12 protein-coding genes are annotated in these 13,631 nt (G+C 61.8%); 2 read left to right on the top strand and 10 right to left on the bottom strand.

The features are described 5' to 3' along the window. The 10 genes from AC13CR_RS02250 to AC13CR_RS02205 form a co-directional block, all read right to left on the bottom strand. On the bottom strand, positions 1-985 hold a 985-nt coding region (locus AC13CR_RS02250), incomplete at its 3' end, for a D-galactonate dehydratase family protein (RefSeq protein WP_482919983.1). Then, complete coding sequence (locus AC13CR_RS02245; protein WP_482900265.1) at positions 982-2,124, bottom strand: Gfo/Idh/MocA family protein; 1,143 nt, start codon at positions 2,122-2,124, stop codon at positions 982-984. The genes AC13CR_RS02245 and AC13CR_RS02250, both read right to left, overlap by 4 nt. Positions 2,125-2,188: 64 nt before the next feature. Further along, the gene (locus AC13CR_RS02240) at positions 2,189-2,932 is read right to left on the bottom strand and encodes an SDR family NAD(P)-dependent oxidoreductase (RefSeq protein WP_482900264.1); all 744 of its coding nucleotides are present in this window, start codon (positions 2,930-2,932) and stop codon (positions 2,189-2,191) included. Continuing rightward, the gene (locus AC13CR_RS02235) at positions 2,932-3,855 is read right to left on the bottom strand and encodes an NAD(P)-dependent oxidoreductase (protein WP_482900263.1); all 924 of its coding nucleotides are present in this window, start codon (positions 3,853-3,855) and stop codon (positions 2,932-2,934) included. The genes AC13CR_RS02240 and AC13CR_RS02235 overlap by 1 nt, the downstream gene beginning before the upstream one ends. 39 nt (positions 3,856-3,894) lie before the next feature. Beyond that, on the bottom strand, positions 3,895-4,227 hold the full coding sequence (locus AC13CR_RS02230) for a cupin domain-containing protein (RefSeq protein WP_482900262.1): 333 nt from the start codon (positions 4,225-4,227) through the stop codon (positions 3,895-3,897). 23 nt (positions 4,228-4,250) lie between these two features. Further along, positions 4,251-6,572 (bottom strand): DUF4962 domain-containing protein, encoded by a 2,322-nt coding sequence (locus AC13CR_RS02225; protein WP_482900261.1) that lies wholly within the window; start codon positions 6,570-6,572, stop codon positions 4,251-4,253. Positions 6,573-6,655: 83 nt separating this feature from the next. Then, the gene (locus AC13CR_RS02220; RefSeq protein WP_482900260.1) at positions 6,656-8,221 is read right to left on the bottom strand and encodes a type 2 periplasmic-binding domain-containing protein; all 1,566 of its coding nucleotides are present in this window, start codon (positions 8,219-8,221) and stop codon (positions 6,656-6,658) included. A gap of 30 nt (positions 8,222-8,251) precedes the next feature. After that, the gene (locus AC13CR_RS02215) at positions 8,252-9,133 is read right to left on the bottom strand and encodes a carbohydrate ABC transporter permease (protein WP_482900259.1); all 882 of its coding nucleotides are present in this window, start codon (positions 9,131-9,133) and stop codon (positions 8,252-8,254) included. Between the two features lie 13 nt (positions 9,134-9,146). Then, a complete protein-coding gene (locus AC13CR_RS02210) occupies positions 9,147-10,151 on the bottom strand; it encodes an ABC transporter permease (RefSeq protein WP_482900258.1) in 1,005 nt (334 codons plus the stop codon). Next, entirely contained in the window at positions 10,148-11,251 is a 1,104-nt protein-coding gene (locus tag AC13CR_RS02205) for an ABC transporter ATP-binding protein (RefSeq protein WP_482900257.1), read from the bottom strand. Before AC13CR_RS02205 ends, AC13CR_RS02210 begins: the two co-directional genes overlap by 4 nt. 374 nt (positions 11,252-11,625) lie before the next feature. On the opposite strand from AC13CR_RS02205, the gene AC13CR_RS02200 reads away from it, so the two are divergent. Next, a complete protein-coding gene (locus tag AC13CR_RS02200; RefSeq protein ID WP_292958373.1) occupies positions 11,626-12,318 on the top strand; it encodes a GntR family transcriptional regulator in 693 nt (230 codons plus the stop codon). 183 nt (positions 12,319-12,501) lie between these two features. Continuing rightward, on the top strand, positions 12,502-13,631 hold a 1,130-nt coding region (locus AC13CR_RS02195), incomplete at its 3' end, for an MATE family efflux transporter (RefSeq protein ID WP_482900256.1).

Below are 13,631 nucleotides of genomic sequence, written 5' to 3'. Positions count from 1 at the left end.
CCGCCATGCTGATCGGGGAATGACTGGGCGCGCCGTGAAATCCGGTACGCACGTTGTGCAGCCCCGCCAGATCGACAATCCGCCGCACATGGGTGATGCCTCCTGCATAGGTGACGGCGACACGGATGAAGTCGATCAGCTCGTTCTCGATCAGCCTGTTGCACTCCCAGATGGAGTTGAACACCTCGCCGACGGCGATGGGTGTGGTGGAGTGCTGGCGGATCAGCCGTAGCGCGTTCTGGTCTTCGGCCGGGGTCGGATCCTCGAGCCAGTAGAGGCCGGCCGGCTCGACCGCCTTGGCGAACTCCGCCGCTTCGCGCGGTAGGAGCCTGTGATGCACGTCGTGCAGGATGTGCAGGTCGGGACCAAAGTGGTCGCGGATCTCCATCAGCGCATCGGGCATGTAGCGCATGTATTTGCCGGTGTCCCAGACCTCCACTTTCGGTCGGATTCCGGCGTAATCGGTGATGTAGTTCCGGATGTCGCCCTTCTTCTCGGGCACGGCGTAGCTGGCCGAGGGCATGCCTGGGATGCCGCATTGCACGCGGACCGCCTTGTAGCCTTCGTCGACGTAGTAGGCGATCGAATCCATCAGGTCCGGCAGATCCGCCCCGGTGGCGTGGGCATAGACCAGCGCGCCCTCGCGGCTCTTGCCTCCGAGAAGCTGGTAGACCGGCATTCCCGCCAGCTTGCCCTTGATGTCCCACAGCGCCATGTCGACGGCCCCGAACGCGGCCATTGCGACGGGACCGCGCCGGAAATAGGCGCCACGGTAGAAGAATTGCCAGACATTCTCGCTGTTGCGCGGGTCCATGCCGATCAGGTTCGGCACGATGTAGTCGCGCAGATAGGCGGCGGGCAGCGTCTCGCGGTTGTTCAGCGTCGCGTCGCCGAGGCCGTAGACACCCTGATCGGTCAGAACCTTGAGCGTGACGTAGTTCTTGCCGGGACCGCCGACGAAGATCTTGGCATCGGTGATCTTCATGCCGCTACCTCCCCGGCCGTCAGGGTCACATCGGTCCAACCGTCGTGTTCGCGGATCAGGTCGATGATCCGCTGGTATTGGCTGCCTTCACGGAAAGTCGGGTAGGGCTCGACCTGCCCGCCTTGGATGTCGCGGACGAACAGGCGCGCGAGGTGGTGCCAGCACTGCTCGGTCTCCCCCCCGACATCAGGCACCCCGGCTGCGATGTCTGGCGGCAACGGCAAGGCCTGCCATTTCCCGTCCTTGTGCAGGTGCAACTGGCCGCTGCCGTAATGGCCTTCAAGGTAGATCGCGCCTGTCATGCCGTAGAAGACGATATGGTCCTCGCGGAACCGCGGAACCAGGGCGCCATGCCGGAACAGGGCCGAAACTGGCTGTTCGACATAGGGGCACTCGAACTGCGCGAGCACCGTGTAGGACCATTCGACATTGCTTTCGCCCCATCTCAGCGCGGGGTCGTTCAGGTCCCTGGGGATGAAGTCGCGCCGTTTCGTGAAGTCGTGCACGCCCTCTACGATGGGGGCGCGGCCAAGATCGTCGCGCACCTCTCCGGCGACGCGAAGGATGCGGTCGCCGATCACGGAGGACACGATGGAGAGCGTGTGCGTGAAGTTGTTGTTGAGCCGCCCGCCGCCCTGTTCCGCCCGGTGCGACCAACCGAAGGGAATGCCACGTTCGAGGTTGAAATGTGAGATGCACTCGACCTCGGTCGGCGCACCGATGGCACCCTCAGCGACCAGACGTCGTGCATGAAGAACGGAAGGGGTATAGCGGAAGCTGGCGGCATAGGCGGTCTTGACGCCCTTCGCCTGTGCGAGGTTGTAGAGGGCGGCCGCCGTCTCACCGCTATGGGTCATCGGCTTGTCTACAAAGACGTGGCAGCCCGCCTCGATGGCCTGCCGGATTGGCTCGACATGCGCGCCGCCCGGCGTCGCGATCGACACGATATCCGGGCGGCATGCCTGCAGCGCCTCCTGCCAGTCTGTGCCGGCATAGGGGATGCGCTTCTTCGCAGCCACGTCGCGGACAACCACCGGCGTGCGTCCGACCATGCCCACCACTTCTGCGCCCGCACCGCGGAACGCATCGGCGTGCCCCTGGCCGGCGAAGCCGGTTCCGGCAATGAGGACTTTCAACATGCGGATCTCCTGTTCTGACTTGCGGCGCTCCGGTGGCGGGGCGTGAATGCGGTTGGTGCGGTGCTCAGCTGAAGAGCACGCCGCCGTTGATGTCGATATTGGCCCCGGTGATGAAGGCGGACTCGTCGCAGGCGAGAAAAAGCACGAGATTGGCCACGTCCTCTGGCACGCCCTGGCGCTTGACCACCGCCGCCGCTTCGAAACCGCGACGCGCAGCATCGGCGGTGTGGATGTTGTGAAAGTCGGTGTCGATCATGCCGGGGCAGAGCGCGTTCACGCGGATCGCAGGGCCAAGTTCCTTCGCGAGGCTGCGGGTCATGGTCATCACCGCGCCCTTGGACGTGGCATAGGCCACGGCCCCTGGACCGCCGCCGTCGCGCCCGGCCTGGCTGGCAAGGTTGACGATCGCGCCGGTCGTCATGTGCGGCAGGCATGCCTTGATCATCAGGAAGGTACTGGTGAGGTTCAGGTCCATCACCGCCTGCCAGTGCTCGAGCGACATGTCGGCGATTGTCTTGCGTGCGATCAGGCCGCCTGCATTGTTCACGAGGACATCGACGCCGCCGAAAGCCTCGACAGTCTTGGACACGAGCTCTTTGGCATCGGCAGGCTTGTTCAGATCGCCCTGGACGGCGATGGCCTTGCCGCCGCGCCTTTCGATTTCCGCCACAGTGGCTTCGGCGCCTGCGCTGCTGGCGAAGTAGTTGACGGCTACCCTGGCGCCTTCGGCGGCCAGCCTGATCGCGCAGGCCCGCCCGATGTCACGCCCGCCGCCGGTGACGATGGCTGTCTTGCCCCGTAATTTCATCAGGATGCCGCCACTGTCTCGTGGGGTCCAGCGGCCTTGCCATCGGTCGTCAGCGACAGGAAATAGTCGAAGATCTCCGGCACGTTGCCGTCGCCCAGACCGGCCTCCACGGCCGCCTGAAGGTTGTGAGAGGTGCCCTCGGCAATCTCGGCGCGTGTTCCAAGGTCCTCTGCCATCTTCAGGAAATAGCCGAGATCCTTGTTGGCGTTGTTGATCGAGAAGCCCAGGTCGCTGACGCCGTCGACGGCGTACTTCTTGCAGAAGCCCATGAACGGCGAATTCGACGGCCCCGTCGACATGATGTCGTAGAGATGCTTGCGGTCGACACCCGCGCGATCGGCCACCGCGAAGGCCTGGCTCATCGTGCAGACGGTGGTCATGCCCATGAAGTTGTTGATCAGCTTGGTGGTATGACCCGCGCCGAGCGCACCAAGGTAGAAGACGTTCTCGCCTTGCTCGTCCAGCACCGGCTTGACCTTGTCGAACGTCGCCCTGTCGCCAGCGGCCATGATGTTCAGCAGCCCGTCCTTGGCATGGGCCGGCGTGCGGCCCAGCGGCGCGTCGACCATGCCCGCGCCCTTCTTGGCCAAATCGGCGCCGATCTTGCGGGTCGAGGCCGGGATCGAGGTGCCGAAATCGATCAGGATTGCGCCTTCCCGGATGCCCGCCAGAATGCCGTTGTCGCCGTAGACGACCTTTTCGACCACTTCCGAGGTGGTCAGGCACAGCATGACGATGTCGCTCGCCTCGGCGAGTTCCTTTGGCGATGCAGCCTCTTTGGCAGCGCCACGGTCGAGGACCGCTTTCACCGCATCCTTGTTGAGGTCCATGACGACCAGCTCGAAGCTCCTCTTCTGGAGGTTCTCTACCATGTTGCCGCCCATGAGACCGAGGCCGATGAAGCCGATGACAGGTTTGGTCATGCCGTGTTCTCCCGTTCGTCTGTGTCGTGGTTTGCTGGATCAGAGGAAGTCTTCGCGGTGCGGCGTGAAGACGTCCAAAAGCGTTCCTGCCTCCAGGCAGGTCGCTCCGTGTTCGATATTCGGCTGCTTGTAGAGCGAGTCCCCGGGGCCGACGGTGTAGGTGTCGTCGCCCACGGTGAACTCGAACTTGCCGGAGATCACGTAGGTGATCTGTTCGTGCGGGTGGCGGTGGCGCGCGGCGACGGTGCCGGTCTCCAATTGCACCTCGACGACCATGACGTTGGCGTTCCAGGCGCCGACCTTGCGGGTCAGCCCGCCGCCGGCGTCGACCGGGGTGCTTTCGGTGGCGGGGAAATAGTTCTTTACGGCCATGTGCTCGTCTCCGCGTGATCGTGTCAGGTCTTGGCCAGCTTCTTCATCACCACGCGAAACGTGTTCTCGTTCGGGTCGGTGAAATAGAGGTCGGCGTCATAGCCTTGGTCGTCGAGGAAGTGGAAAATCCGCTTCGGTTCGGTCAGCCGGTAGGGCACCAGCAGCGTGGCGATGCGGTGGCGTGTGGCGGCGGGGTAGCGCGCATGCAGGCAGGTCGAGACCGGCAGACCCTTGTATTCCGCCGGGTCCACGTCCGGGAATCCGGTTTCCTGCGAGATTTCGGGCTTGCCGGCCTCGGACCAGACCAGCTGGCCGTAGAAACCCGCCCGTTCGCCGGTGTTGCGGAACGAGGTCCTGCCCAGGTCGTAGGGCTGGTTGGCGTGCAGCAGCCAGTCGACGGTCACCGGGGTTTCGGCGTCGACAGAGTCGACGATCACGAAATAGCTGTTGCGGACGAAATAGATTTCGCGTTCGGCCAGCGTCACTTCGGGCGAGAGGCTCCGGTAGGCCGCGGTCGCGTCGCCCTTGATGTAGTAATGATCGTCGCGGTCTTCCGCGGCGACAATGCGGCCTGTCGCGGCCATCGCCTTGGCTTTGTCCTTGTCGGCATATTGGCCCTTGCCGTTGATCAGGATCGCGTTCTTCGACCGGGTCTGACGCCGCCAGAGCCGGTGCATCGTTGAGTTGAACGCCACGTAATAGCCGGACTGGATCGCGAGGTCCTCGCCGTAGGCGGCCAGGCAGAAGGCGTTCTGGTCGCCGTGGCTGTGGCTGATCGACCCGAAGCGCGAGGATTTGAAGACGAACTGGATGTGCTTGTCGGGATTGGCCATTTCGTGCTGGATGCCGACCCAGCCGATGCCCCTGAAATGACGCATCCCCGATGGCGGGTCTGAGGCTTCGACCGGCGGGAAATCGGTCAGATAGGTCAGCTCGTCGAAATTGGTGTCCCACCAGCCCCAGTTGTAGAATTCGTCTTCCGTGCCTGGGTTCAGGCGCATCAGCTCCTCATGGTACCACTGGTAAGCACCGTTGCCCGTGACGCCCGCATATTGGCGCAGGTTAATGCCGGTCTTGATGCAGGGCAGATCGCCTTGCGTGCTGTCGTCGCCAAAGGTGGCGCGGCGGGTATTGGGCGCCTTGCAGAACAGCGGGAAGTCCCCTGTATTGCGGAAGAAGGGCCGCATGTAGAGGTCAATGCCCGTGAAAGATTTCAGCCGGTTCGCCGCCTCTATCAGATAGGCCATGCCCATCATCCAGTAATTGGTGCCCTCGGCCCAGCCGCCATCGCTGTCGCCCCAGGGCGAATAGACCGTGGCGAGGAATTCGATGCAGTAGTTCAGCCAGTCGCGGGCCTCGTCGCCCTCGTCATCGCCGAGCAGCGCGATGCAGGCAGGGATCAGTGTCAGCGAGACCGAACGCACCGCGTGGCTGTCATAGGGGAAGAGATGGATCTTGGCGTTGAGCATCGCGTGTTCGGCGATGTCGCGGGTGCGTTCATGCAGCGCTGCGCGGACCTGGGCGCGCTCCTTTTCCGTCAGCTGGTCGTGGAGCCAGTCGTAGCCCCAGGCGAGCGCATTGGTGACGCGGTAGGCCCATTCGTCGGTATAGGCGCGCGAGGTGACGCCCATCGTGTCCCAGCTCGCCGCCTCCAGCAGCCAAGCCTTGGCCCGGTCCAGCATCGCTTGGTCCTGCGTGACCTGACCGCCGATGGCGAGATGTCGAACCGCGTACATGGTTTCCTGCAGGTCGATATAGGTCTGCCGCCAGACCGGCGCTGTGCGCTGGTGGTCGGGGTAGCCTTCGGGCTCCTTCATGACCTCGCGGTCCATCCAGGGCAGGACCGACCTTTCGTAGAAGCTGGACCACGTGCAATGATCCGGGTCGGCCTTCGTCGCCTCTCTAAACTTTGCCAGCCGGTCCTGCGAAAGCCACAGCCGCGGGTGGCTGGTGGGCGACTCGCTGAACCGCACCTTGCGAGAGGGCAGCGGCGAGTGCGGCAGGTCTTCGGTGATCGTGAAACTGCGGGTAATGCTCCAGTTCGTCGCCGGTTTCCCGTCTACGTCGCAGACTGCGTAAGCCCAGTGATAGGTTCCTGCGGCAAGTGTCACGTCAGGGGTGAAGAAGTTCAGCGGAATGTTCGCGTAAACCTTCGTGTCCTTGGCCCCGAACCCAGGATCGGACGAGATTTGCAGCATGTATTCGGCCTCATCCTCAATCACCGGAAGCCAGGTAAATCGCGGCGGGTTCTCGACAATCTCAGTTTCGGCGTCAGGCGCGTACTGGATCGTCAACCGTCCGGTCTTGGGTTCGTCGAGCTTGGGCAGGACAACGGCGACGGGCATCACTCAGGACTTTCTTCTGGGTATGAGAGGGGTGGCGCGACCGGAGCTCGGCCGCGCGCGTGCTTGTTCGGTAAGGGTCGGGATCATCCGCCGTACTGGCGCTCGTAGGCCGAGTTCATGACCTCGAGGACTTTTTGGTAGCCCATCTTGTCGAGGGCAGCCATGTAGCCTTCCCAGTCTTCCTTGACGTCGCCGGTGCCCAGGATCCATGCCTGCTGACGTTCCAGCATGTAGGTCTGGATCGACGGATAGTACTTGTCGTAGACCGCCTGTTCTTCCTCGTTGAAGGCCACGCCAAGGAACTGGTCGACCAGCAGATCCTCGGTATCGTAGAGTTCGATGCCTTCGCGCGCGGCATCGCGGGTCCACTGCCATTCGTAGCGATAATCCTGCGGGTAGCCGCGATAGATCTGTGCGCCCTCGAGGTACATCTGGCTGTTGACCGGCTCGCCCGAGTCCAGGACCTCCTGCTTGTAGATTGGTTCGCCGTCGACCATGTCCCAGGTCTTGCCTTCGACGCCGAAATTTGCCAGCAGCGCGCCTTCTTCCGAGAACCAGAAGTCGAAATACTTGATGGTCTCGACCGGATACTCGTTGGTATAGCTGATCGCCCAGCCGTCGGGCTTCATCGGGATGCGGCGGTTTTCCTCGATCCGCTGACCGCTCACCGATTTCGGCGGCAGGAAAGGCACGAAGTTGAAGCCATCGATCTTGTCCGCCAGCGCCACGTTGTAGCCCGAGGTCGAGGCGAACCAGTCATGGGTCATGCCGCCCAAGTTCTCGCCCAGTAGGTAATCGCGTGCGGACGAGCCGCGGGTGAAGACCTCGGGGTCGATCAAGCCCTCTTCGTACCACTGGGCGATGTTGGCCAGTCCGTCCCGATAGGCCTCCTGCGCATAGGGATGCACCACCTTGCCGTCCTTGAGGTAGAACTGGTGGTAGACATCCGCCCCGGTCGAGCGCGCGTCCCACAGGTTCAGCAGGCGTAGGACTTCTTCCCATTCGCGGACGAAGAAGGGGATCTCGTCCTTCCGGCCATTCCCGTTCGGATCCTGGTCGCGAAATGCCACCAGCACTTCGTAGAGTTCGTCGACGTTATCGGGACGCTCCAGGCCCAGCTTGTCCAGCCAGTCCTGACGGACATACCAGGCACGGGCATATTTGCCATCGGGCAGGTAGGGGATGTAGTAGACGTTGCCGTCATAGGCCGAGATCGCGTCCCATATTTCCGGGTTCTCCTCGAACCACGCCTTGATGTTCGGCGCGTACTCATCGACAAGATCGTTCAGCGGCACGAAGGCTCCCTGGGGGCCGTATTCGTTCACCGGCTGCCGGATGTTGGCGCCGCCGACGATGTCAGGTAGGTTGCCTGCCGCCAGAAGCAGATTCATCGCCTCAGCCGCGTCGGTGCTGTTCTTGCCGGCGGTGGCATCCTTAAGGCAGATGTTGGTCAGTTCGCAGGCCTTCTTTTCCACCGGGTAGACCTTGCTCGCGTCGCCGCCGACGCCATAGCCTTGGGCACGCGGCCAGTGCATGTGGATCGTCAGCTGGAGCGGCTTTTCGACGATCGGCAGCTGCTCCTCTGCAACAGCCGGGGCCGTGATGGCGGTCGTGGCCAACATTGCAAGCGACAGTGACAGTTTTCGCATGGTGTCCTCCCGTGATGCGAATGTTCGGGTTTATTCCTTCACTCCACCCAGCAAGATGCCCTTGCTGAAGTATTTCTGGAGGAAGGGGTAGATGAGCAGGATCGGGATGATCGAACAAACGATGATCGCGGCGGTCACGGTCTCGACCGAATAGGCTGCGGTCAGCAGGCTGGTGGCGAATTCCTCGTCGTCGGAAAGTTCCTCGATGACCTTGCGCAGATAGACCTGCAGCGGGATCTTCTCTTCATCCTGCAACAGCACCATGGCCCAGAAGAAACCGTTCCAGCGAGACACGATGCAGAACAGGGCTACCGTGGCAATCGCCGGTTTCGAAAGCGGCATGTATACCTTCCAGAGCACCTGGAACTCGTTGGCGCCGTCCATCCTGGCCGCCTCCTCGAAGGACTGCGGGATACCCTCGAAGAAGTTGCGCAGCAGGATGATGTTGAATCCGTTAACCGCGAAGCCGATGATGATGCCGAAGTAGCTGTCCAGCAGGCCCAGATCGCGCATGTTCAGGAAGAACGGGATGAGGCCGGCGTTAAACCACATGGTGAAGGCCACCACCAGGTTCCAGAACCGCCGCCCGTAAAGCTGCGGCTTCGACAAGGCGTAGGCGCCGGGTATGATGAACGCGAGGCTCATCAGTGTGCCACCGATCGTGTAGATGAAGGTGTTCATGTACGACGACCAGAACAGCGGCTCGCTCAGCACCTGCTTGTAGGCTTCCAGCGTGAACCCGACTGGGGTCAGGACCACATTGCCGGCGCGGGCCTCGAACCCTGTGCTCATCGACAGCGAGGCAATGTAGATGAAAGGGTAGAGCGTCGAGAGGGTGAATAAGCCGATCAGGACCATGTTCAGGATGACGAACATCTTGTCGCCACGCGAATAGAGGTTCATGTTGGTCATTGCCCGGTCCCCCTCACCACAGCGATGTGCGCGAGTAGCGCTTGGAGATTGTGTTGGCCGTCATCACCAACACAAAGGCCACCACCGCGTTGAACAGGCCCGCTGCCGCGGCAAGGTCGTACTGGCCGCCCTGGATACCCTGCCGATAGATGAAGGTGTTCACGACGTCGGCGGTCTCATACGTCGCCGGCTGATAGAGAAGGATGATCATCTCGAACGAGACCTCCAGCATGTTACCGATCCGGATGATGAGCATGATGATGATGGTCGGAAGAATCGACGGAAGTGTGATCTTCCACATCATCTGCCACCGGCTGGCGCCATCGACGACAGCGGATTCGTAGAGCGTCGGGGAGACGCCCGCGATGGCTGCGAGATAGACGATCGACTGGAAACCCGCCTCCTGCCAGATACCGGTGCCGACAAAGATCGGGCGGAACCATTCGGGCTTGGTCAGGAAATAGACTGGCCCGACCCCGAACCACCCGAGGAAAGTGTTCACGATACCCGCCGACGGACTGAAGGCGGTGATGACGATGCCTGCAATGATCACTGACGAGACGAAGTGCGGAAGGTAGACGATGGTCTGCGCTGACTTCTTGAACCATTGCTTCAGGATTTCGTTGAACATCAGCGCCAGCAGGATCGGCATCGGAAAACCGAAGATCAGGCCGTAGAAACTGATGATGATCGTGTTTCTAAGTGCGCGCAGGAACTGGTCGTTGCCGAACAGCGTCTGAAAATGTTCGAGTCCGATCCAGGGGCTTCCCGCAACGCCACGGAAGATCGAGTAATCCTTGAACGCGATCTGCAACCCGTACATCGGCTTGTAGAGAAAGATCGCGAGCCACAGGATCGTCGGGATCAACATGACGTAAAGCTGCCATTCCCGCTTCAGGTGGTCACCGACCCGCGCGATGCGGCTGGGTTTGCGGTGGCGCCGGGCTTCCGTGGCATCGAAGATCAACTCTTCGGTTGACGGGCCGGCGGGGCCGGTGAAGTTGGGATCGTTGGTCATTGCTCCAGCACCTGTCCGGGCAGCGCGGCACCGGTTTTGGCGTCGAACACCTTCACGAGGTGAGGTTTGATGGTGAAACCCCTGATCCCGTCGAGGATATGCATCTGGCCGACGGTATCGGTACGGATGACAAAGGGCTCGCCCTGCAAGCTGGCATGGATCAGCGCCTCGGAACCCAGCGTCTCCACAAGGTCCACATCGAGTTTGATCAGGTTCGCATCGTCCTGGTTCGCGACCGAAACGAATTCGGGCCGGACGCCAAGGATGACCTCTTGCCCCACCGCGTTGGTCAGCGTTGGGATCTGTTGAAGCTGGATGCTCTGGCCGTCGAATTCGGCCACAGGGCCCCGTTCGCCTGCGACGATTGTCGCCTTGACCATGTTCATCGGCGGCGAACCGAGAAAACCTGCCACGAACGTATTTGCCGGGTTCAGGAACAATTCCATGGGCGAGCCGATCTGCTCGATCCGCCCGTCATGCATGACGACAATCCGGTCAGCCAGCGTCATCGCCTCGACCTGATCGTGGGTCACGTAGATCGAAGTGGCGCCCAGCCGCTTGTGCAGGCGCTTGATCTCGGCGCGCATCTGGGTGCGCAGCTTGGCGTCGAGGTTCGAGAGCGGCTCGTCGAACAAGAACACCTTGGGGCGGCGGACGATTGCGCGGCCCATGGCGACCCGCTGACGCTGACCGCCGGACAGGTCCGCCGGACGGCGCTCAAGGTAAGGCGTCAGGCCGAGAATGCCGCCGACCTCTTCCACCGCAGAGGCGATTTTTTCCTTGCTTTCTTTTCGGATACGCAAGCCGAAGGCGATGTTATCGGCAACGTTCAGGTGCGGATAGAGCGCGTAGTTCTGGAACACCATGGCCACGTCACGATCCTTCGGCGCGACACGGTTCACGTGCCGCCCGTCAATCGTGAGGTCGCCGTCCGAAATCTCCTCCAGGCCGGCGATCATACGCAAGGTCGTCGACTTTCCGCAGCCGGATGGGCCGACGAGCACGACGAATTCCTTTTCCTGAACTTCCAGGTCGATCCCGTGGACCACCTGCACCGCACCGTATGCTTTCACGATACCGCTGAGATGTACGCCAGCCATGACTTCTCCCTCTGATGCCCCGTCTGCCGCCGACGTTCTCTCGAACGACCGACTCGACCATCCCTCCAACTGGTATACTAGTAATTTTACTGGAATACTAGTAGTAGTTGTGTTAGAAAAGAGTCGAATTAGCTTAGGTTGCTGAAATTAGATGTAATTTTGGAAGTAAATCCGGGACCGAGAAAGGACCTGAGGTCCGCCCGCCGCCGCGAAATACATGATCCACGACCTTGCCGGAACGGGTCGGAGTACAGATCGGACCACGACAGCGGGACAGGGTGCAGGGGTAGTCCCAATCCGGTGGCGATGCGGGTGACCCCGCATGGCGCGGTGGCCCCCGCGACCGGACGGTACGATAAGATGGAGAACACGCGATGGACCAAGTAACGCAACTCGGCGAACGGCGGACCACTGTGGACGACATTTTTGATCTTCTTCACGAGGAGATCCTGAGCTTGCGGTTGCGCCCGGGCGACAAGATCTCGGAGGCCGACATTGCGGCTCGCTTCGGCGTTTCGCGTCAACCGGTCCGCGATGCATTCAGCCGACTCGCAAACCTGGACCTGCTGCTAATCCGGCCCCAGCGAGCGACCGAGGTGAAACGCTTCTCGATGAAGGAGATCGTCAAGTCGCGATTCGTTCGCGCAGCGGTCGAAAGAGAGGTTTTGCGCCACGCCGCCGCTCAGTGCGACACGGCCGGTGCGGCGAGACTGGACGAGGCCCTTGCAAGGCAGGACCGCGCCATCTTCGAGAGGGATGTCGAGGGCTTCGGCACTCTGGATTACGAGTTCCACAAGACGCTGTGCGAGATCGCCGGGATCGACTTCGCCTTCGACATCATCATGACCGAAAAGGCCAAGGTCGACCGCCTCTGCATGCTGGGTCTCTCCAAGGAGGACCGCATGCCCGAACTGGTGGCCGACCATCGCGCGATCGCCGAGGCCGTGAAGGCGCATGACGCCGGCCGAGCCATCAAGATCGGCATGCTGCATCTCTCCCGGCTCGACAAGACGATCGAGAGCATATCCCAGAACAGCGCCCACTACTTCGAGCTCCCGGCCGCGTAGAACACCGACAGACCAATCAATCCCTTCCACGCTCGCCGCAGGCGCGATTTTGGCGACCGCCAGGTCCCCCATTGCCCTTGCCCACCCGAAAGCACTTTCCCGATGTCCGTGACACCCATCTCGATTCAAGATGCTGGCCCGTCCGGCCCTACATGGCGAAACGTGCTTGCTTTCGCGTGGCCGATGACGCTGAAGGCGATCATTCTGCAAGGTACGGTAGTGATCGACACTTACCTCGTCTCGGCGCTCGGCGAGACCTCGCTCGCCGCCATGGGCCTCGCCGCCGCAATCGCCGGGATTGTGCTGGGTGGCATCCTCGCATTCTCGAACGCGATGCAGATCCGGATAGCGCAGGCCTATGGAATCGGCGAGACGTTGTTCCTGAAATCCGCGCTTGCCTCCGGTCTCGCTGTCAGCCTCGCCATCGGCGTGATCGGCCTCATCGTGATCGCATTGTTCGGCGGATCTGTGATCGACGCCATGGCGCCGAGCGCAGAGGTTGGCGCACTCGCGCGGGACTACCTCGCGGTCTTCTCGCTGGTGATCTTGGGAGAGGCGATCGGCCAAACCCTGTCGAGCTATTTCAATGGCTGCGGCGCAACCCGGATTCCGCTTTACGGTTTCTGCCTGTCGCTGCCTGTCAACGTCGCTACCAGCATCGTGCTGATCCACGGATACCTGGGCCTTCCTGCCTTCGGCGTCACGGGCGCGGCGATTGGCAGCGCCATAGCAATCGCGATACAGGTCGCCTTTCTGGTTCACCGCTTCCTCCGCCGAGACGGGCACATCCTGCGAGCGCAAGGGTGGCGTCAGGGAACCTTTCCGGCAACGTTGCGCCGCCATCTCGGCTTTGCGCTCCCGATCGCTGCGACCTTCTTCAGTGCCACGTTCGCCACCCAAGTGTGCACGCTGATCTATGCCCGGCTGAGCCTCAACGAATTTGCCGCGATGACACTAATCGCGCCCTGGATCATGGTGACCGGCACGGTCGGGATGCAGTGGGCGCAGGCAACCGGGATTATCGTTGCACAGCTCCTCGGGCAGAAATGGTCCGAGCCTGTATTCGATCGCTTCCTACTCAGTGCCTGGCGCGGCGCGCTGGTCGCCTCGGGTATCGTCTCGGCGCTCCTGCTCGCGGTCTGTCTGTCCGCCGGCATTCTTTACGCCGATCTGAACAAAGAGACCCGCGTCGTCTTGCTCGGCTTCCTCCCTGTGCTGCTTGTCCTGCCCTTCCCAAAGGGCTCGAACGCGATTTGCGGCAACACCCTTCGGGCCAGTGGCGACACGATCTATGTGATGCACATCTTCGTCTG

The sequence above is a fragment of the Paracoccus sp. L-17 genome (genome assembly GCF_056857655.1).
The sequence above is the reverse complement of the archived record's forward strand: the minus strand, read 5'-3'. Positions and strand labels throughout refer to the sequence as shown.

Coding starts and splice junctions, on each gene's coding strand:
- AC13CR_RS02245 (WP_482900265.1), bottom strand. CDS start 2,124: ATGTTGAAAGTCCTCATTGCCGGAACCGGCTTCGCCGGCCAGGGGCAC.
- AC13CR_RS02240 (WP_482900264.1), bottom strand. CDS start 2,932: ATGAAATTACGGGGCAAGACAGCCATCGTCACCGGCGGCGGGCGTGAC.
- AC13CR_RS02235 (WP_482900263.1), bottom strand. CDS start 3,855: ATGACCAAACCTGTCATCGGCTTCATCGGCCTCGGTCTCATGGGCGGC.
- AC13CR_RS02230 (WP_482900262.1), bottom strand. CDS start 4,227: ATGGCCGTAAAGAACTATTTCCCCGCCACCGAAAGCACCCCGGTCGAC.
- AC13CR_RS02225 (WP_482900261.1), bottom strand. CDS start 6,572: ATGCCCGTCGCCGTTGTCCTGCCCAAGCTCGACGAACCCAAGACCGGA.
- AC13CR_RS02220 (WP_482900260.1), bottom strand. CDS start 8,221: ATGCGAAAACTGTCACTGTCGCTTGCAATGTTGGCCACGACCGCCATC.
- AC13CR_RS02215 (WP_482900259.1), bottom strand. CDS start 9,133: ATGACCAACATGAACCTCTATTCGCGTGGCGACAAGATGTTCGTCATC.
- AC13CR_RS02210 (WP_482900258.1), bottom strand. CDS start 10,151: ATGACCAACGATCCCAACTTCACCGGCCCCGCCGGCCCGTCAACCGAA.
- AC13CR_RS02205 (WP_482900257.1), bottom strand. CDS start 11,251: ATGGCTGGCGTACATCTCAGCGGTATCGTGAAAGCATACGGTGCGGTG.
- AC13CR_RS02200 (WP_292958373.1), top strand. CDS start 11,626: ATGGACCAAGTAACGCAACTCGGCGAACGGCGGACCACTGTGGACGAC.